This window comes from Actinotignum vesiculae (assembly GCF_051267215.1).
GTDB classification, from domain to species: domain Bacteria; phylum Actinomycetota; class Actinomycetes; order Actinomycetales; family Actinomycetaceae; genus Actinotignum; species Actinotignum schaalii.
On record NZ_JBOZGG010000008.1, the window covers coordinates 78,537 to 99,090 of the forward strand.

Sequence of the window (20,554 nt, forward strand, 5' to 3'; positions counted from 1 at the left end):
ACTGCCCGGCAGAAAACCGGGTGCTGGCTGTAGCTCCAGTACCACTTTGCGAGCCGGCGGAATACTGGTCGGTCAGTTCCGTCGTTGGGTTCGCAGAAAGCAACGTCCTGGCGTGGAGGCCTACAAAATGTAACCTCCCGACATGACGTGCCTGCAAAAAGCAACGTCCTGGCGACTACGCTCACAAAATGCAACCACAGCTCACGAAATTGGTTTCTTAATGTAGTTGGTGTTGCTTTTTGTGTTAGGAGGTAGCCGTCGAGTGCTGGGAAGCGTTCCGCGACCAGGCTAGCCCGCGCACCTTTCCGGCCCGCGCGCTAATACACCATCTGGAGTGCTTCACGCACCTCCGCGAGCGTCTTATTGGCGCGCTCGTTGGCAATTTCAATGCCCCGGCGCACAATCCCATCCACGTAGCCGGGATCCTTGGCCAGCTCGGCGCGCTTGGCCCGGATAGGCGCAAACATCTCATTAATCGCTTCGGTGACGATCTTCTTGAGCGTACCGGCCCCGCCGTCGCCAATTTCTTCCGCGATCTCCACCGCGGGCCGCCCCTGCGCCAGCGAAGCCAGGAGCAGCAAATTTGCCACTTCGGGGCGGTTGTCCGGATCGTAGGTAATATGCCGATCCGAATCCGTGACCGCTTTTTTGATGCGCTTGGCGGTTTCATCCGCGCTCATACCGATTTCGATGGTGTTGCCGCGCGATTTGCTCATCTTGGCGCCATCCAAGCCCAAAATAGAGGTGCCCTCAGAAAGCAGGGCCTGCGGGCGCGGGAACACCGGGGTTTCACGCCCGGCCGGGCGGCCGTAGCGCGCCTCGAAACGATCAGCGATGACGCGTGCTTGTTCGAGGTGGGGGAGCTGATCCTTGCCCACCGGCACCAAATTAGCTTTGCAGAAAAGGATATCCGCGGCCTGGTGAACCGGGTAGGTGAGCAGCAGCCCGGAAAGGGGCCGCCCGCCCGTTGCCTCGTGTTCCGCCTTGACGGTGGGATTGCGGCGCAGCTCGGCGTCGGTCACCAAAGAAAGGAAGGGGAGCATGAGTTCGTTGAGGCCCGGAATAGCCGAATGTGGGAAAATAACCGCGGCATCCGGGTCGATACCCACCGCGAGGTAATCGGTGGCCAGGGAACGCACCCGTTCCCGGATAGGCCCGGTGCCATCCCGATCCGTAATGACCTGAAAATCGGCGATAACCAGCCAGGTTTCCACGCCTTTGCGCTGCAATTCCACCCGGTTGCGCAGGGAACCGAAGTAGTGCCCCAGGTGGAGATTCCCGGTGGGGCGATCCCCGGTGAGAACCCGGAATTCCTCCGGAGAAGTGTTGATCTTCTCTTTGATTTTCTCACTCAGGCGCTGCGCATGCGCCAGGGACGCGGCGGACGTGGACCGTTCGAGGGATTCCTCGACACTCATACCTTGCTCCTTCAGTCATACACCCAGGTCATACCCCCGAATTCCCCGGGAGCACGCTCTGCTTGTCTATTGTAGGCGCCGCTCGCCCGCTACCGCTCCGGATTGGCGAAGTACAGCTGCATCGTCAGCGGCTCCACCCGGGTGGAGGCCCCGGGCTGGTAGATACGCTCCGAAGACCGCGGGGTGGGCCAGGAAGAATCCCAGGCCAGCGCGAAGGGATTACCGCGCCCCTGCGGGAACCGGATAGGAACGTGGTGATTTGAGCCGTTGATGACCACGAGCGCATCGGCGTCGCGCTCAGAACCGGAACGCAGCATTTGCAGCAACCGATTCGAAGGATCGAACCACCGGTGCTCGGGCATCGGTTCGCCGGTATCAGCAAACCACTGCAGATCGGGAATGTGGTCGCGCCCGGAGGGCGATTCGGTGTAGAACATGCTCGGGCGCAAGACCCGGTGTTCGGAACGCAGCCGGAAGAGGTACGCCACGGTTGCCTGCAGCTCGCGCTGCCATTCCTCGCGGTCCCAATCCAGCCAGGACACGTGATTATCCTGGCAGTAGGCGTTGTTATTCCCGAATTTCGTATCGGCAAATTCGTCGCCGCCGTAGAGCATGGGTACCCCGGCGCTGAAAACTAGCGTGCCGATGAGGTTGCGCATGGTGCGGGTGCGTGCCTTGAGCACGCCCTCGGGAAGCGGGGAGGTATCGGTGCCTTCCCCTTCCACCCCGTGGTTCCACGAGCGGTTGTTGTCGGTGCCGTCCCGCCCGTTTTCTCCGTTGGCTTCGTTGTGCTTGGAATCGTAGGAGACCAGGTCGTAGAGGCTGAAACCATCGTGCGCGGTAATGAAATTGACGGAGGCAAGCGGCCCGCGCCCGGAGGGGGAACGCCCGTGCCCGAAAAGATCGGCGCTGCCGGCCAGGCGGGTCGCCACGTCGCGCAGGTCCCCGCCCAGGCCGCCGCCTGCAACCGCGCGCTGAGCGGCCACCCAGAACTGCCGGATGGAATCGCGGTAGCGGTCATTCCAGTCCGCGGTGGGCGGCAAGAAATTACCGGTTTGCCAGCCGTTCGGCCCCAGATCCCACGGCTCGTTAATGAGCTTGACGTTGGAAAGAATAGGGTCGGTGGCCATCGCCAGGTAGAGGGGGTGGTTGGTATCGAAATGATCGCCGCGGCGTGCCAGGGTGGCGGCCAGGTCGAAACGGAATCCGTCCACGCCGATCTCGCTCACCCAGTAGCGCAGCGAATCGAGGGTGAGCTGGAGGACGGGCGTGCGCCGGAAATCCAGAGAATTCCCGGTGCCCGTGGTGTCATAAAACTGGCCGGGCTGGTTGGGTACCTGCATGTAATAGGTGGTTTGCCCGAAGCCGCGTAGCGAGACGGTGGGTCCGTTGACCCCGCCTTCGCAAGTGTGGTTATAAACCACGTCGAGGATGACTTCCAGGCCGGCATCGTGGAGACGCGCTACCATATCGCGTACTTCTTGCAGCACGGCCAGGGGGCCAGCGGCTCGCGCGGTGGCGGTGGCCAGGCTCGGCTCGGGAGCGAAATAGGAGAGGGTGGAATACCCCCAATAGTTGGTGAGATCGCGTTCGGTGAGGAACGGTTCTGACATTTTCGCGTGGATGGGCAGTAGCTCCACGGCTGTCACGCCCAGGGAACGCAAATAATCGGTGACAATCGGGTGCGCTAGGCCGGCGTAGGTCCCGCGTAATTCTTCGGGGAGGGCAGCTAGCTGCTGGGTCAGTCCGCGCACGTGCGTTTCGTAGATAACCGTGTGGGACCAGGGCGTATACGGGTGGCGGATATGCGTTTCCGTGGGTGCGGTCACGACGCCGCGGCACATGGCCTCCAGGGAATCGGTATCGTCACGCTGCGGCGGAACCGGGACGGGATCCAGAGCGTCATTCACCTTGTGCCCGTACAATTCGGGTCCCAAGCGCGGGGTGCCGGTTATGGCCCGCGCGTAGGGATCAAGAAGGAATTGCGCGGGGTTAAAACGCATCCCGGTATCGGGATTCCACGGGCCGTGTACCCGGTAGCCGTATTCTTGACCGGCACGCACCCCGGATACGTGCCCCACCCAGGTGGTGAAACTCGCGTCCCGATGCAGGGAATAGCGACGCTCGGTGATACCCGAGGCACTGCGATCAATAAGGCACAGGTCAACCGCGGTCGCGTGCGGAGCCAGGACGGCGAAATCCGCCCCGGTATCGGTGAGGTGCGCCCCCAGACGCACGGGCCGCAACCGGACGGGCAGAGCACGCTCGGAGGCGCGCGCCACGTACCGGGATGCGGTCGGGGAAGTAGCCGGTAATGAAGTCACCTTCGTATTGTCGCAAAATATCGGCGTTCGGCAAGAATCCAGAAGAGTGATATTAGAATTTTGGTGGAAGGGCGACCGGCACGCGGCCGGTTCCGGAAGGGGCACGATGGTGGGGTACGACGGCGATTTAATCTTGGCGCGCGGGAATCTGGACCGGGATGAACTTTCCCGAAACGACCCGCAACGCCTGGCGGAATTGGCGGAAAATGCGGGATATCTGCTTATTTCGGGGTGGGGTGCTGTCCTGGATAATGACGGTGCACCCCTCCTCTTGAGCCGCGGTGAGCTCCCGCGCGCCACCGCGGATTCACCAACTGTTTACCTGGGGAAAGTTGCGGGGCGCCCCTATTTTGCGTGCGATCTCACCACCGTTATCGGCGGTGGGCCCACCCGTGATAACCCGGAAGTGGATGCTCCGGGCTACCGGATTGGCTCGCTGCAAAATTACGCACCGTCCTGGAGCGCGGATATGTCGGCACTGGTGACCGCGGCGGTAGCGATCCTCAATACCTGGCGTGCCACCCGCTGGTGTGCGGTATGCGGCCAGCGCATCACCGTGGATAGCAGCGGCTGGAGCGGGCAGTGCCCGGAAGGCCACGTGGTCTTTCCACGCACCGACCCGGCCGTCATTATGGCGGTGCTTGATTCGAATGATCGTATTTTGCTGGCGCATAACGCGCGCTGGCCCGCTGGGCGGCACTCCGTACTCGCGGGTTTTGCCGAGGCGGGGGAGTCGCTGGAAGCGGCGGTGCGCCGCGAGGTGCGCGAAGAAGTAGGGGTTCCGCTGGGCGAGATAAGCTACTTCGCCAGCCAGCCCTGGCCCTTCCCGCGTTCCCTCATGATCGCCTACGTGGCGCGGGTGGAGCCGGAGGCGGAAGCCCGGGCGGGCGGGGCGGATGCCCTGGTGCGCGTGGACGGGGAAGAAATCGACCATGCCGCCTTCTACAGCGCCGCACAATTAGATGCGGCCCTGCGCGAGGGCAGCCTCACCCTGCCCGGACCTTCCTCGGTGGCCGCGGCTCTCATCACCGAGTGGTACGGACCCGAAATTCGGCCCTATTTGGGCTGGTAATAATTAGCCCGAGTGCCGCTTTAGTTCCCGGGGGAGGCTAGTTCAGCGAGTTTCGCCTGCACTTCTTTCAAGCTCGGATTTGTCAGGGTGGCGCCGTCGGCGAACTCAAGGGTGGGCACCACTTTATTGCCGCCGTTGAGAGCCGCAACCTTGGTGGCCGCGGCCTCATCTTCTTCAATATTCACCGCGTTCCAGGTGATACCGGCCCGCTTGAGCTGGGCGGAGAGGTTGCGGCAGTAGCCGCACCAGGGCGTTGTATACATTGTGAAATCAGCCATGGAGTGATCTTAAGGTGCGAGATGTTCGGCGCGCCACGGGTTTCGATGAGGGGAAAATTTCTGTCGGGGGCGTGTGGCATCCTGAGAGGGCAAGGAGGAACACGATGGACTCACCCGAGGAATTGCTGGAATTTCTGGATCCGGATCAGCGCGCGGTCGCTACCGCTTTACGCGGTCCGGTGTGCGTGCGTGCCGGGGCGGGCACCGGGAAAACTCGGGCTATTACCTACCGGATCGCCTACGGGGTGCGCAGCGGGGTTTATGCCCCGCACAACGTCATGGCGGTTACCTTCACCTCCCGCGCGGCCGGGGAATTACGTTCGCGCCTGCGGGATCTCGGGGTGGGCGCTGTACCCGCCCAAACATTCCACGCTGCCGCGCTGCGCCAACTCTCCTACTTCTGGGGGACCGCGGTGGGGGGCACCATCCCGCGGATCACCGAATCGAAATTCGGGCTGGTTTCCCAGGCTGCCGGCCAGATCGGTCTACCTACCGATAAAGTGAGCATCCGCGATCTCACCGCGGAAATCGAATGGGCTAAAGTCTCGATGATCAGCCCGGATAACTACCCGGAAGCCGCCCTGGCGGCCGGGCGCGGGGAAGTCGCCGGCCAGCTCAGTAGCGATATAGCGCGGCTGGCGAAAACCTACGAAGAAGTGAAAACCGAACGCCGCGTTCTCGATTTCGATGATGTTCTCCTCCTCCTCGTCGGGATCCTGCTGGATCGGGCGGATATCGCTCGCCAGATACGCGAGCAATACCGCCACTTCGTGGTCGATGAATACCAGGATGTTTCCCCCCTCCAACACCGCCTGCTGCAGCTATGGCTGGGGGACCGGAAGGATCTGTGCGTCGTCGGGGATGTTTCCCAGACCATTTACTCCTTCGCCGGCGCATCCTCCTCCTACCTCGCCCGCTTCCAACAGGAATACCCGCGCGCTCGCGTTATCGAACTCACCCGTGATTACCGTTCCACCCCGCAAATCGTGGCGGCTGCGAATACCGTTATTGCCGATGATGTTTCGGAAGGAGCGGTGCAGCTGGTCTCCCAGCGCCGCTCCGGGCGCCCGGTTACCTTCCGGGAATACGAATCAGAGGGGGCGGAAGCCGCCGCAGTTGTGAGCGCGATCCAAGCGCTCGCCGCGGAAGGCACCGCGCTCTCGGAGATAGCCATTCTGTACCGCACCAATGCCCAATCGGCGGAATTTGAGGCAGCACTGTCCAAAGCGGGGGTGTCCTACCAGGTGCGCGGGGCAGAAAAGTTCTTCTCGCGCCGTGATGTCCGCGAAGCCATGGTGGCCATGCGCGCCGCGGCACGCTCCGGGGTGCATGGCCCGCTGGCGGATAACGTGCGCACCGTGCTGCGCCAGATGGGGTGGCGGGATGAAGCGCCGGCCACTGCCGGCTCCGCGCGGGAAAAATGGGAAGCCCTCCACGCCCTCATCACTCTCGCGGAGGATATGGAGGATAACCGGGCTGCCTCCATGGCTGATTTCGTGGTGGAACTGGAAGAACGCGCCGCCACCCAGAACGTTCCCGAATTGGAAGGCGTTACGCTTTCCTCCCTGCACGCCGCTAAAGGTTTGGAATGGGAAGCGGTTTTCTTGGTGGGGATGAGCGAAGGACTCATGCCCATTTCCCTCGCGAAGAAACCTGCGGCCATTGAAGAAGAACGCCGCCTCCTCTACGTGGGAATCACCCGGGCCCAAGAATTTTTACAGCTTTCCTATGCCTCCTCCTCCGGGCACCGTTCGGGCCGGAAAGTCTCCCGCTTCCTTACCGGGCTGTGGCCACAATCAGAAGAGGAAGAAACCTCGCGGGCCACCCGCTACCGGCGGCGCTCGCGGGCCGCTGCGGAAGAATTCGCCGCTGACTACCCCGAAGATGTGGCGCTCTTTGAGCAACTCGTAGCCTGGCGGGCCCAACGCGCCCAGGCCACCGGCAAACCCGCCTACACAATTTTCCATGACACCACGCTGCGGGCGCTCGCGATAGCAAAACCGCGCAGCATCCACGCCCTCGCCCAAATCAAGGGGGTGGGAGCTACAAAACTCGCTATCTACGGGGAGGAAATCCTCGCCCTGCTGGCCGAACACTGAGCGCAAGCGCTCCTGGCCGGGCATTCTTAGGCCGGTGCGGGGCCTGCTTCACAGGGGCAACGCTCATGCGAGGAAAGCGCAACCCGGTAGGGGAATCCGGGCAGCGGCGGCACCACCCACTGGGTTCCCCGAGCATAGTCCGCTTGCCCACCCAGGGCTACAAGCGCGCCGTGCACCGCGAGCGCTGCCGCGAGGGGTACCCCGGGAGTGAAGGGAGCATTCCCGCGGGTGCTAAATACCTGGGGAGCCAGATAGCGCCAGGCAGGATCCGCATCCATCGCCGCGAAAAGCAAACACCGAGCACACGGCCCACTCCCCGGAACCACCACCGGGCCCACCCGAATATCAATATCCTCGATATAGGCCAGCAGATAAGGAATGCGCTGCGTTTCCCACGGGGAACACCGCAGCGGATCAGGTAGCTGCAAAGAGGTCACCAGCGCGAGATCGGGACGGCCCCATTCCAAGGCCGCCCCGGCCGGTTGGGCGGCCACGCGATTTCCGCGCCCGGTGGCCGCCGCCTGGTTCGCGTGCTTCGCTTGCTTCGCGGCCCGTTCTATTCCCAGCGGCGTAACCCGATGGGCCTCCGCAGCAACCTCGATGACCGTAGTTCCCCAGCCGCGCTCGCGAAAATAACTCTGCAGTGCCTGGTGCCGCGCGAATGTACGCCAGCTTGGCCGCCGGAAAATCGGGTGGTCAGTGCCGTGGGGTCTGCTGGTATCCGAGGTGAGAATATAGCCCAGGCCACCGGCAGCAAGAACCGTGCAGATCTCTACCGCCAGGGCATCCAAACGCTCAACGAAAACTGTGCGCCAGGCCAGGTCGGGGGAACCCGGCGGGGAAGTTTCAAGCAAGTCGGAATCCCGCAGCGTGCCCAGAAGCGAGCGTGCCCGCTCCTTGCTCACCGCGCGCCGCTTACACGCATCGAAGAATTCGCTTTCCGTACCGACGGAAGCTAAGGAGGAAACTACCTGCTGTTCCGCCACAGAAAGCCCCGTTAGCCGCAGTGCGACGCGCGGATCAAGACCTATCTGCACTTCATGCGTATCTGACCAGTACACTCCCAGCGGCGAGCGAATCATCATGAGACCACCTTGATAAACACCATGGCCTCAGCATAAAAAGCGCATCGCACCAGCGCGAAAGCCCATCCACAGGCACGGGTATTATCCCCAGACCTGCCTTAGTTATCCACAGCGGGTTCTTCAGGTCACTCGGGTCTTCCGGGTCCCGCGGGTCACTCGGGGTGCGTAGGTCCTTCAGGTCACTCGGGGTGCTCGGGTCCTTCGGGTCCGGACGTATCGGTCGTGTTCGAGTCCCCGGTGGCCTGGTGCGGCGTCGTCGTACCGAAACCCGGTTCGTGCGGCGCGTTGCCGAAAGGCGTGCCCCCATCACTATTGCTCAGAAGCTCCGCGAGGAAAGCATCCAGCTCTTCATCCAGCGCGGAGGGTTGTTCCGCGGGGGAGAAGAAACGGTCCGGATCGTCGAGGTGTTCGGGGAGCGGCAGCAAATCGGGGTGCTTCCAGAGCGCGTCGCGCCCCTCCATGCCGCGTTCCCGGGCGGCGCGCGCCCAGAAGGCTGCCGCTTCACGCAAACGCCGCGGCGCGATATCGAAACCAACAAGGGGGCCGAAAACGCGGTTCGACGGCGCTTCGGTTACCTCGCGGCGCGTGAGAGCCTCCGACAGCTTCATACTGTGGGGAAGCTGGGCCGCCACCGCGGTGCTCGTGACAGCGCTGACCCAGCCCGCCACCAGCGAAACAATATGCTCGAGGCGCTCAAGCGTGGCCTGCTGGGTGGGGGTGCGGGTGAAAGCGAAAACCTCATTCATGTCCAGCTCCGGCATCTGCCCGGACATGAGCTGTTCGGGATCGAGCTGGAGCTCGCGGACCTTCTCCTCGATGGCGTCGGTATCGATGGCGATATCGGCGGCGTAGGCGGCCACGGCGTCAAGAATCGTGCTGCGCAACCACGGTACCTGGGAGAAGAGCCGGGCCGCGGCCTGTTCGCGCACCGCCACGTAGAGCTCAACTTCACGCGCATCCACATCCAATCCCGCGGCGAATTCCGAAATATTAGCCGGCACCAGCGCGGCCGTTTCGCCCTCCACCAGCGGGAAACCGGCGTCCGCGGTGCCGAAGGAAATGTGGGCGAGTTCCGCGAGCCCTTGGCCGTATTGCATTCCCAGTAACGACGCCGTCATTCCGGAGAGCATCCCCTCCAGCCCGCCGGGAATCCCCCCGAGCATCCCGCCCGATAGCATCTGGCGCATCTCCTCCGGGGCGCGTTCGAGCTGCGCGCTGAGAGCTTCACCGAAAGCCCGCGCGAGGTTCGCACCTACCGGAGCGGTGAGTTTCCGGAAAGTCGGAAGAGAATGAGCGATCCAGTCCAGGCGCGACCACACCTGGTTCGGGCCGCGCGGCGGATCGAAAACCGTGACCGGGTCAAGCCACAAACTTGCCACGTCCATCGCGGAGCGAGCCTGATCACCCGCTGCGGCGGTGGGAAGCCCCGGCCCGGATTTATTCACGGTATCCCGGGCGACCTGCTCCCCGATTTTCCAATTGACCGGCCCCTCACCCGAGGAACCGAGCATGGCGCGGATCTGATTCATCACCAGCCCGATATCAGCCGGCAGGCCCGCGCCGGCCGCGCCGCCGATCCCGGGAAGCCCGGGGAACGCTCCGCTGCTCGTGCCGGTGCCAGTGCCGTTCCCGGATGTTGCATCGCCGCCGGGGGCGAGGGACCGCAGGATTTCCTCGGCCGCCTCATCGCCAAGGACTGCCCGCAGCATCTTTTCCCATTCGTCACGCGGCTGTGAATTCTCAGTCATTCTTCTCCTCGAGGTCCACCACTAAGCCTAAAACACCGCGGGCCCGCGCGGGTAGGTGCCTCCGCCCCTGGCGCAGGAGCCGGGGCCCGCGCGGTACCGGCACGTTGTCGTGAGCGGCGCGCTGTCGTGAGCGGCGGGATAGGTGAGCAGCGGGATAGGTGAGCGGCGGGATAGGTGAGCAGCGGGACACGTGAGCAGCGGTAGGACTGAGCCGCGCGATCAGGCATGATGGAGAGGTGATGAAAAAACGTGGTCAGGCAGGTAGTCCCCGTTCCGCGCGCCGCAATTCTCGGGCCGCGCGCCGCAGTGCCCATCCCGCGCGCCGCAGCGGCTTTATTTTTGCGAGCCTGGCGGTCCTCGCCCTCCTGCTCCCGGGTGCCTACACGGTGGAAATGGCCGGCCCGGCCCTTGACGTGACCGGAGAAGTGGCCGGTACTCGGCTGGTGAACGTGGAGGGCGTGCCCACCTATCCCACCGATACCCAGCTCTATATGACCACGGTATCCGCGGCGGGCAACCCCGAGGCGGGAACCCTGGGTGCACACGCACTCTGGGCGCTAGTTGACCAGGAATCCCAGCTACTGCCGGTGCGCCTGCTTTATCCGCCCACGCTTTCCAGCGCGGAAGACGATGCCCGCAACGCCGAACTGATGAATAATTCCCAAACCGTCGCGGCCGGAGTTGCCCTGGAAAAGGCCGGCCATCAGGTCACCATGAAACTGCGGGTGGTGGAGATTCCGGAAGGCTCTCCGGCGGCCGGTCAGCTCGAAACAGACGATATTATTACCGGCATTGCCGCCCCGGGCACCGCACCCACCACCGTCTCCACTTTCGGGGAACTGTCGAAAGTCCTGTACGCCACCGAACCGGGAAGCACGGTGACGGTTTCCTACCAGCGCGGCGGTGAATCCGGCACCACCACGATTATTACCGCGCCTTTCCCCGCGGATGAAACCGGCTGGGTCCACCCCGGCTCCCTCCTGGGGGTTTCCCTCGCGGTGGAAGATGTGCAGCTCCCGGCCACCGTCACCTACGCGGTGGAAGGCATCGGCGGGCCCTCGGCCGGCCTCATGTTCGCTTTGGGCATGTACGACGAACTCACCCCCGGCTCCCTGGGTGGCAGCGCCGTTATTGCCGGCACCGGCACCCTCGCCTTCAACGGGGAGGTGGGCCCCATCGGCGGGATCCAGCACAAAATCGTGGGGGCGCGCGACCGCGGCGCCACCGATTTCCTCGCCCCGGCCGCGAATTGCGGGGAAACAATCGGGTACGAACCGGAAGGCTTACGTATCTGGGCGGTGCGGAATTTTGACGACGCCGCAGCTGCCGTCCGGGCCATCGGCGCGGGGCGCACCCCGGCACTCCCCACCTGCCAGGATCTGGCTGCGGGCCGGTAGGGGCGTGTTCGCGGGCGGCGTCGTCGTACCAAAAAACCGTTCCCACACGCGCGATTCTCAGCTTTTTCCGCTATGTTTGATAGGGAATAGTGATGGCCGGGCGCCCGTGCGCCGCGGAAGAAGTTGAGGATTTCGTTTGAGTACAACCGCACATCCCCGTTTGCGGCGGGAGACGCCGGGAGCTTTTTGGTGGACACTGGGTGTTCTAGCCATTCTCCTCGTGGCGCTCGTCGTCGGATCGGGCGTTTACACCGACGTTAAATGGTACGAACAAATCGGCGCGGCCCGCGTGTTCTGGACCCAGTGGGGCTGGACCATCGCGCTGGGCACCATCGGCACCCTCCTGGTTGCCTTCGTGCTGTGGCTGAATTTCCGCCTCGCGCGCACGAAAGATGAAGGGATCCAGGCCCCCAGTGTTGCCAACTACCGGAAAGCGGCGGAAAAGTACCGCTGGGCCACCAACCTGGGCCTCCCGCTGCTCGCCGGTCTGATTTTCGGCGCACCGCTGGCGGGTGAATGGCGCACCTACCTCATGTGGATTTTCCGCACGCCCTTCGGGGATACGGATCCGCAATTCGGGCGCGATGTGGCTTTCTACGTCTTCACGCTCCCGGTGCTGCAATCGGCGCTCAGCTTCGCCATCACCCTGCTGGTGATCGGCGCGATCGGCGCGGTGCTGGGCCACTATCTCTACGGCGGGGTCACGGTGGATTCGGGCAAGGTGCGGGTGCGCAACCGGGCCCGGGTGCATTTCTCCGTGCTGGGGCTGCTCGCCTTCATCCTGGTGGCCGCCTACTTCTGGCTGAGCCGCTACACCCTGCTGCTGTCCAATAATGATCGTTTCTCCGGGGCTTCTTACACGGATATTAACGCCAAGCTGCCCGGGCTCACGATCCTCGCCATCACCTTCCTGGCCATCGCGGTGCTCTTCGTCATTTCGGCGCTGCGCGGTTCCTGGCGGATTATTACCGCCGGGCTGGTGGTGGCCCTGGTCACCGGGGCCACGGTCGGGTGGGCCTGGCCGGCACTGGTGGAACGCTTCCGCGTTACCCCGAACGCCATCGAGATGGAAACGCCGTATATTGACCGCAATATTTCGGCCACTCTCAAGGCTTACGGCCTGGATAATGTGGAGACCATTCCCTATAACGCCCGCACCGATGCGGAAGCCGGGCAGCTGCGTAATGACGCTGAATCGACGGCGCAGATCCGCCTCCTCGACCCGAATATCGTGTCGCCCACCTTCAACCAGATGCAGCAGAATCGCCAGTACTACGGCTTTGCCTCGCAGCTGGCGGTGGATCGTTACAACCTCAATAAGACGGATCGGGATACCGTTATCGCGGTGCGTGAACTCAACCTGGACGGCCTGGGCCCGGACCAGCGCAACTGGGTGAATGACCACACGGTTTACACCCACGGTTACGGCGTGGTGGCCGCCTACGGCAATACCACCTCCGCCTCCGGCGCCCCGCAATTCCTCCAGTACGGCATCCCCTCCCAGGGTGAGCTGGGCGAATACGAACCGCGCGTGTACTTCGGGCAAAACAGCCCCGAATACTCCATTGTGGGTGCGCCGGAAGGCACCGCGCCCTGGGAAATTGACTATCCCTCCGATGCTGCGGAAGGATCGCAGGTCCTCAATACCTATACGGGCGACGGCGGACCTTCGGTGGGGAACTTCTTTGACAAGCTCATGTTTGCCATCAAGTTCCGCTCCACGGATATTTTCTTCTCTGATCGCGTGACTTCCGAATCGCAGATCCTCTTCAATCGCGACCCGCACGAGCGGGTGCGCCTGGTGGCTCCCTACCTCACGCTCGATTCCAAGGCCTACCCGGCCGTGGTGGATATGGACGGAGATCCGGCCACCCCCAAGCGCCTCGTGTGGATTATCGACGGGTACACCACCTCGAATAACTACCCGTATTCGGCGCGCGAATCCCTGGCGGCGGCCACCACGGACGCCCTCAACTCGCGTGGTATGTACGGGGCGGCCTCCGGCCAAGATGTCAATTACATCCGCAATTCCGTCAAGACGGTTGTGGATGCCTACGACGGTTCGGTATCGCTGTACAAGTGGGATGAGAAGGACCCGATCCTGCGGGCTTGGGAATCCATCTTCCCGGGCATGGTGCAGCCGATGGACAAGATGTCCGGGGATCTCATGGCGCATGTGCGCTACCCGGAGGATCTGTTCAAGACGCAGCGTTCGCTGCTCACCCGCTACCACGTGAAGGACCCGGCCTCCTTCTACTCCGGTGGTGACTTCTGGAATGTTCCGAACGAACCGGCGGTGGATACCGCGAGTACGGGCGGTATTGCGGCGGCCCAAACCGATAGCAAGCAGCCGCCCTACTACCTGACGCTGCAAATGCCGGGCCAGGATTCAGCGGAATTCTCCCTATCCACGGGCTATATCCCGGGTGGGCAGACAGACCGTAATATCATGACCGGTTTCTTCGCGGTGGATTCCAACGCGGGATCCACGCCGGGGGAGAAGCGCGAGGGCTACGGCAAGCTGCGGCTCCTCGAGCTGCCGCGCGACCTCACGGTTCCCGGCCCGGGCCAGGCGCAGAATAACTTCCTTTCCGACCAGAATGTTTCCCGCGCGCTCAACCTGCTGCGTTCGGGCGGTACCACGGTGCGGATGGGTAACCTGCTCACGCTCCCGGTGGGTGGCGGCATGCTCTATGTGCAGCCGGTCTACGTGCAGGCTTCGCAGGGCACTACCTACCCGCTCATGCAGTACGTGCTCACGGCTTTCGGTGATGGGAATATCGGCTTCGCGCCCACCCTGGAAGAGGCTCTCAACCAGACCTTCGGAGGTGATTCGGGCGCCCAGGCGGGTGACGCCGGATTGCAGAACGTCAAGGAAGATATTTCCGCTGGCGAGGGCAAGGCACCCGCGGCGGGTGGCACGCCCGGTGCCACACCCACTCCCGGTACGACGACGCCTACCCAGCCCGCGCCCCAACAGCCCAGCGCTGCGCCGGGAGCGCCGGCGCCCGCCCCGGCCCCGGCCGCGGGTGGCACCCCGCAGGAGCGTTTGGATGCCGCGCTGCAGAGCATGAAGCAGGCGGTGGGCCAGGCCGATAGCGCGATGAAGAGCGGTGACTGGGCGGCCTACGGTCAGGCTCAGAAGAACCTGCAGACAGCGCTCGACCAGGCCATCGCAGCCCAGAAGGAGCTAGAAGGCGCTCGGTAAGCTGAGATAGCAACCTGGCTAGCAGCCGACTTAGTGGCGGCCACCCGTTCGCGGGTGGCCGCCACCGGCGTCTCTGGTGTCTTTAGCCTCTCTACGATCTACCGGCTCTCTAGCACCGGGAGCCCTCTTTAGCGCCGAGAGCGGGAGGCGGTGGTAGGGCAAATACCCGAGTGTTTATTCATAGGTTGAGCTGGGCGAATGCTGCGCGGCGTCGTCGATAAACATACGGCGTAGCCGCGGCTTCACGCGACCGCTAGTGCAAGAATTAGTAGAAAAGCTGCGCATTTATGGATACTTATTCGGCGGGTGCGCCGCTCTGGGTATATTCAGTTTTATGAATGCTGTTGTGGTGGCTGTTTGTTTGATGCTCCTCCTCGCGGTACTTCGTGTTCACGTGGTACTGGCTCTGTTTATCGGCGCGCTCGCCGGTGGTTTACTCAGCGGGATGGGCCTGGAGGGGACCATGGTGGCCTTCCAGGAAGGCCTGGGTGCCGGGGCGAAAATCGCGCTCTCCTACGCGCTGCTCGGTGCTTTCGCGATGGCGGTGGCCCATTCGGGGCTTCCGAATCTGCTGGCACAGTGGATGCTTGGCCATCTGCGCAGCTCTGACGGGACGGGTGCTCGTAAGCGTGCCTTCACCCGCTGGGCCATGCTGGCGGGGATTTGCGCGATGGCGGTGATGAGCCAGAACCTTATCCCGGTGCATATTGCTTTTATTCCGCTGCTTATCCCACCGCTCCTGGTGGTCATGAATAACCTGCGCCTGGATCGGCGCGCGGTGGCCTGCGCGCTCACCTTCGGATTGGTGACCACGTACATGTTCCTCCCCATCGGCTTCGGGAAAATCTTCCTCACGGATATCCTGCTGGGGAATATCGCGAAGGCCGGTATGGATGTGAGCGGCATCAACGTAATGAGTGCCATGGCGATTCCGGCGGCGGGGATGGTGGTTGGGCTGCTGCTCGCCGTCTTTGTTACCTACCGCAAGCCGCGTGAGTATCGGGATGTGGCGGTGGATACCGGCGCGGCCGGGGGCGCGAACACGGGCGGCGATGCCGGTGCGGCGGGCGCGGCGGGCGCGGCTCCGGCTGTTTCTCGCTACCGCATTGTTATCTCGCTCGTGGCGATTCTGGTGTGCTTCGGGATCCAGCTGGTCCTCAACGCGGTGGATTCGGACGCTGATGCGCTGCTGGTTGGCGCGCTGGTGGGGCTGTGCGTTTTCATTTTCTCGCGCGCCATCAAGCTGCACGAGGCCGACGACGTCTTCACCGGCGGCATGAAAATGATGGCCCTCATTGGCTTCATCATGATCAGCGCCCAGGGCTTCGCGAACGTGATGAGTGAGAGCGGGCAGATCGAACCACTTGTGAACGCCACCGCGGCGATGTTCGGGAGTAATAAGGCGATGGCCTCGCTCGCCATGCTGCTTGTGGGACTGCTGGTGACGATGGGGATTGGATCGTCGTTCTCCACGCTGCCGATTATCGCGGCGATATACGTGCCCCTGTGCGTCACGCTAGGATTCTCCCCGCTGGCCACCGTATCGATTATTGGCACGGCGGGCGCGCTGGGCGATGCCGGTTCACCCGCTTCGGACTCTACTTTAGGGCCGACGGCGGGGCTCAATGCCGATGGCCAACATGACCATATCCGCGACTCGGTGATCCCCACCTTCATCCATTTCAATATTCCGTTGCTCATCGCGGGTTGGATTGCTTCGCTGGTGCTGTAGCGCAGCGGGGTTGGCTAGCAGGTAGTGGTTCTCACTTGGTTTGAGTGGGAATTCCGGGGCTAGCATAGGCCCGGCGCGGATATGGCAAGAGTGCCTGACCGGTATTTCACCTGGTCAGGCACTCTATTTCGTGGCGGGGAGAGGATTTGAACCTCTGACCTCCGGGTTATGAGCCCGGCGAGCTACCGAACTGCTCCACCCCGCGGCGACTGTTCTACTATACGGGCTTCCTGGGGCAAATGCAAGTGTGGTCTTGATCTCCTTGGTATGGGTATGTGTTAGGGGTGAAAATTTATTCGAGACGAGAGGCTTTATAGTGTGAATTTCGCGAAATTGAGTGGTATAAGTAAACTAAGAAAAGTCAAGATATGCACATAGCTATGGGGGCGCGGTGAAGCTGCAGCATCTAGAAGCCTTTGTTGTGGTGGCAAGGGTTGGGTCGATTAAAGAAGCAGCGGTTGAACTGAACTGCAGTCAACCATCGGTCACGAAGCAAATTCGCGAATTGGAAAAGACTTTGGGTCAAGAACTTCTTGACCGGTCTGGGCGCGGAATTCGGCTTACTCCTGTAGGTGTACTGTTCGCCGGAAGGGCCCGGGAGATTCTCAGCTTGTCGCGGCGCACGGTCGAAGAGTTCAGTATGTTGCACGGTGATATTGGCGGGCATGTGGTTATAGGCACTGTTGAGGGCGCCGCTGTCGTCGATGTTGCTCGGGCAATTAAATGTGTGCGGGATAAGCATCCTGGAGTCGGTGTTACGCTGCGTCGGATACGCAGGGAAACCATTCTAGAAAGGCTCGCGAGCAATGCGCTTTCTTTCGCTATCGTTCCGGATTCCTGGGATCTAGCGGGATACGAGAGGCTTCCCTTGCCAACGCGGGACCGGTGGGGAATTTTGGTTCCCGCTGCGTCTTCTCTTGCGGCTAAGAAAGGTGTGAATGTGGAGGACCTTGAAGGCCTTCCGCTCATTTGCCCGGATGATAGCGTGGGTCATCGCCAGTTGGCTCGGTGGCTGGATGAGCACAGTGATCAGTGCCGGGTTATTTATGACGTGGTCTACCACGCGCCACAATTGGTTGATGCCGGGGTTGGCTATGCGATTATCAATGATTGTTCTGCGGGTAGGTGCTCACCTCTCGGTCTGGTGTTCGTTCCGTTAGTGCCATCCACGCACTCCTCCACGAGTCTTGTGTGGGATCCGAGCCGTGCGCTCACACGAGTGGAACTAGCATTCCTGGAAGAGGTTCGAGGTGTCTGCGCACAGGCGATCCGGTGACTTGGTGGGCGTCATTACTGCCGAGAGCTTCATTCAGGCCAGTTCCATTGCGCAGCGCGTGGCGTAAATATGGTTCTAGCATCCTGAAACGGTGGGGCGTCCTGGAAATTAAGAATCATTCCAGCTTTTAATGGAATAAATATTAATAGTACAAATAGCTCTAGCATTTTTATCGGATGAACGAAGTCTGGTGCAACGGTGCGCTAACTCGGTGAAGTGTAGCCGATCACTAGTTATTTACTTCACAGTTTGCCGGGGAGTTTCTTGGAAAACCGTGCTAAATGGGTAGAAAGTCCTCCTCTTTGGATGGTGTGGGCGTGTGAAGTTCCAGGTCAGAGTCGTAATCGTCCGATTAATAAAATGTCATTAAATCGCGAAATTGCAATTTATAGTTATGTTACGATTCTGAATGATTTAGCTGGTGTGGCGCGTTACTTATTGTGTTTTGGTGATGCTCAGGCGCATCTCTTTCACAAAATTCACCTAAGTGGCGATATGCGCACCCGCAAGTCATCCGATTATCTACCAATGGAGAAAAGATGTCTCACTACACGGGGGCGCCTAAATCGGCACCCGGCATTTTCACTCCGGCTGGCACGCGAACGCGGGGGGGGGGGTACTCTCCGCAAGAAACTGTGGGCCGGTCTCACAGCCGCAGCGTTGTGTTTGACTCTCACCCCCACATATAGTGCGCCTTCCGCACATGCTTACACTGAGATCCAGTCGGTTGGACAAACGGGTAAGCCCAACACCATTAGGGGTTGGGTATTCCAAGACAGAAGTAAAAGTCGAACCTACATGAATACTCCTGAAGACAAGGCTCTTCCCGGAGTGAAGGTTTACGCACAGTGGACCGACTATAACAATAAGAAGAAAAAGGGCGCCGTTTCCCCCGTTTATTGGACGCGCTCGGAAGCTGATGGCAAGTATGCCATTAACATTCCTGAGTGGACCGACGCTTTCGGCACCGTGCATACGTGGGAGGCTACCGCAGGTCAAACTTTGCGCGTATGGGCGGAGAATCCTGACGAGTCAAAATACACCACCGCGTTCGTGGAAGGAGATTCCACTTTTGGTGGTCAGGGAGACCGCTACCGCGGAACCTGGAATGGCACGGTTGGTGTACGGGTAGTCGAAGGGTTCAATATTGCGTTCCAGGAACGGCCCGAATATGATCAAATGTTCCACCCCGAGGATCAATGGAAGAAAAGTACCCGTGCGGGTGCCGGTGGTCATGTAAAAGGTCGTGTCTGGTTCGAGCAGCGTGGTACATTCGGTGACGTTGATGCTGTTCCCCGGTTGGAAGATCGATACGGAGACATTGCCGTTCCCAATACGAAGGTTGTAGGAGCCTACGTCCAGGATGAAGTGGCTCGCCGTTTCGATGCGTGGAAAGAGAAGAATCCCGGTTACAACCGAGATGACTTCAAGACTGCGCAGCGCGAGATTATGGCAGCTTATGAGGCGGAAACTGGAAAGTCAGCTATCGCAGAGACTGTTTACGACACTACCGATTCCGCGGGATGGTACCACCTGCAGTTCCAGGGGCTGTGGGGCAATAATTACTGGAGCAATGGCATCGGGAAGCATACGCACGGTGATCCCGTTCCCGAAGGGGATCCAAATGCTGCCTGGACGAAAGGACAATGGCACAGTCGCCACATTAATGTCCAATATATGTATGTCGCTCCCGTACTCCCGAATGGCGTTGGTGGGTCGCTGAACAATCTCCGCGACAACATGTTCCAAAGCATGACTAATGATGTAACCCTAGCTACTGACGGTGCTATGGATAACATCATTAATGTTAATTACGCCTTGCGTATGGAGAATAGGCATTTCGAGGTTGAGAAATATAACCAGACCGACAAACCTGCCGCTCCGGGAGATACAGCATCCACGAAGGCTACCGGTTTCGAAGCGAATCGCGGCTATGACATTGTGTGGACCGATTCGAACGGAAACGAGATTAAGACGTGCACCTCTACTGCTTCGAACTTGGGTGTGGTCGAGACTTGTGACCTTCAAGTACCAGAAGATCTAGATGCAGATCAGATCTATACCGCAACTATTTACCCTGAGGGCAGTCGAGACGCCGCTCTAGCAAAGGATGCTTTCGCAGCTAAGGTGACACCGGAGTACAAGAAGACCATCGTTGATCTTGATACCCAGAAGACTGTTGAAGCGCCCTTGAATAAGGAAAATGGCACAAAACCGAAAGATGCAAAGTATTCTGCTCTTACGGAGGAAGATATAATTCCTAAAGAACTTCTCGCCGGCGTTGATCAAACAAAGGTGAAGGTTGGTTCTCAGCCCTGGGCTAGTGTTAATAGTGACGGAACGATTACCCTTACTCCGACTCGTGACGCTGTTGAACCCGGTGAATACCTTGTTCCGGTGAAGGTAACTATTGGTTCAGAAAACGATTCATACGAAAAAGTTATCCTTGCCCCGATCACAGTGCGTGATCCCAATGCTGATGGTGATAACGATGGCACTCCAGATCTGAAGGATCGGTGCCCGTCTGTTGCTGGTCCGGCTTCTAATAATGGTTGCCCGGCTTGGGGTGATGGTGATGGTAAGCCTGGCGCTGATGTGACGCTTGAGAAGGATCCGGCTAATGGCCCGATTCCTGGTTCTGCGTCGTGTGAGGCGACTGGTGGTGCTACTTGCGTGATTGGTGAGGATGGCAACGTTGTTGTCAAGGTTCCTGGTGACGCGAAGGATAAGGACGAGATCACTGTCACGATCAAGGATGGTGATAAGACGTTTGATACGTCGAAGGTGACTGTCACTGATCCGGATACTGATGGTGATACTGTTCCTGATTCGTTGGATCGGTGCCCGTCTGTTGCTGGTCCGGCTTCTAATAATGGTTGCCCGGCTTGGGGTGATGGTGATGGTAAGCCTGGCGCTG

Annotated in this window: 12 protein-coding genes and 1 tRNA gene; 7 read left to right on the top strand and 6 right to left on the bottom strand. The window is 60.9% G+C overall.

What is annotated here, in order from left to right; translation table 11 throughout:
- Positions 1-317: 317 nt before the first annotated feature.
- On the bottom strand, positions 318-1,418 hold the full coding sequence (gene trpS, locus ACRQHG_RS05795; protein WP_126134888.1) for a tryptophan--tRNA ligase: 1,101 nt from the start codon (positions 1,416-1,418) through the stop codon (positions 318-320).
- 89 nt (positions 1,419-1,507) lie between these two features.
- Positions 1,508-3,742 (bottom strand): glycogen debranching protein GlgX, encoded by a 2,235-nt coding sequence (gene glgX, locus ACRQHG_RS05800; protein ID WP_435719746.1) that lies wholly within the window; start codon positions 3,740-3,742, stop codon positions 1,508-1,510.
- A 46-nt stretch (positions 3,743-3,788) separates the two neighbouring features.
- Between glgX and nudC the strand changes: the two genes are divergently transcribed.
- A complete protein-coding gene (nudC, locus tag ACRQHG_RS05805; protein ID WP_435719747.1) occupies positions 3,789-4,814 on the top strand; it encodes an NAD(+) diphosphatase in 1,026 nt (341 codons plus the stop codon).
- A 20-nt stretch (positions 4,815-4,834) separates the two neighbouring features.
- Here nudC and ACRQHG_RS05810 read toward each other — a convergent pair whose 3' ends face one another.
- Positions 4,835-5,092: a mycoredoxin gene (locus tag ACRQHG_RS05810; RefSeq protein ID WP_016441700.1), complete on the bottom strand. Its 258-nt coding sequence runs from the start codon at positions 5,090-5,092 to the stop codon at positions 4,835-4,837.
- 104 nt (positions 5,093-5,196) lie between these two features.
- Between ACRQHG_RS05810 and ACRQHG_RS05815 the strand changes: the two genes are divergently transcribed.
- Positions 5,197-7,191, top strand: a complete 1,995-nt coding sequence (locus ACRQHG_RS05815; protein ID WP_126134890.1) for an ATP-dependent helicase — start codon at positions 5,197-5,199, stop codon at positions 7,189-7,191.
- A gap of 26 nt (positions 7,192-7,217) precedes the next feature.
- Here ACRQHG_RS05815 and ACRQHG_RS05820 read toward each other — a convergent pair whose 3' ends face one another.
- Together ACRQHG_RS05820 and ACRQHG_RS05825 are read right to left on the bottom strand one after the other, a co-directional pair.
- The gene (locus tag ACRQHG_RS05820) at positions 7,218-8,276 is read right to left on the bottom strand and encodes a hypothetical protein (protein ID WP_126134891.1); all 1,059 of its coding nucleotides are present in this window, start codon (positions 8,274-8,276) and stop codon (positions 7,218-7,220) included.
- 179 nt (positions 8,277-8,455) lie between these two features.
- Positions 8,456-10,024: a zinc-dependent metalloprotease gene (locus ACRQHG_RS05825; RefSeq protein WP_126134892.1), complete on the bottom strand. Its 1,569-nt coding sequence runs from the start codon at positions 10,022-10,024 to the stop codon at positions 8,456-8,458.
- A gap of 239 nt (positions 10,025-10,263) precedes the next feature.
- On the opposite strand from ACRQHG_RS05825, the gene ACRQHG_RS05830 reads away from it, so the two are divergent.
- The 3 genes from ACRQHG_RS05830 to ACRQHG_RS05840 all read left to right on the top strand — a co-directional run bounded on the left by ACRQHG_RS05830 (position 10,264) and on the right by ACRQHG_RS05840 (position 16,361).
- On the top strand, positions 10,264-11,421 hold the full coding sequence (locus ACRQHG_RS05830; protein WP_126134893.1) for a YlbL family protein: 1,158 nt from the start codon (positions 10,264-10,266) through the stop codon (positions 11,419-11,421).
- Positions 11,422-11,557: 136 nt separating this feature from the next.
- The gene (locus ACRQHG_RS05835; RefSeq protein ID WP_126134894.1) at positions 11,558-14,629 is read left to right on the top strand and encodes a UPF0182 family membrane protein; all 3,072 of its coding nucleotides are present in this window, start codon (positions 11,558-11,560) and stop codon (positions 14,627-14,629) included.
- 334 nt (positions 14,630-14,963) lie between these two features.
- Positions 14,964-16,361 carry a Na+/H+ antiporter family protein gene (locus ACRQHG_RS05840; RefSeq protein ID WP_435719750.1) on the top strand — a complete coding sequence of 466 codons (1,398 nt, stop codon included), beginning with the start codon at positions 14,964-14,966 and terminating at the stop codon, positions 16,359-16,361.
- A 131-nt stretch (positions 16,362-16,492) separates the two neighbouring features.
- Here the strand turns inward: ACRQHG_RS05840 and ACRQHG_RS05845 are convergent.
- Positions 16,493-16,566 (bottom strand) — tRNA-Met (locus ACRQHG_RS05845).
- A gap of 186 nt (positions 16,567-16,752) precedes the next feature.
- On the opposite strand from ACRQHG_RS05845, the gene ACRQHG_RS05850 reads away from it, so the two are divergent.
- Positions 16,753-17,637: a LysR family transcriptional regulator gene (locus ACRQHG_RS05850; RefSeq protein ID WP_435719751.1), complete on the top strand. Its 885-nt coding sequence runs from the start codon at positions 16,753-16,755 to the stop codon at positions 17,635-17,637.
- Between the two features lie 798 nt (positions 17,638-18,435).
- Positions 18,436-20,554 (top strand): thrombospondin type 3 repeat-containing protein (locus ACRQHG_RS05855; RefSeq protein ID WP_435719753.1); only part of this gene is annotated, 2,119 nt, incomplete at its 3' end.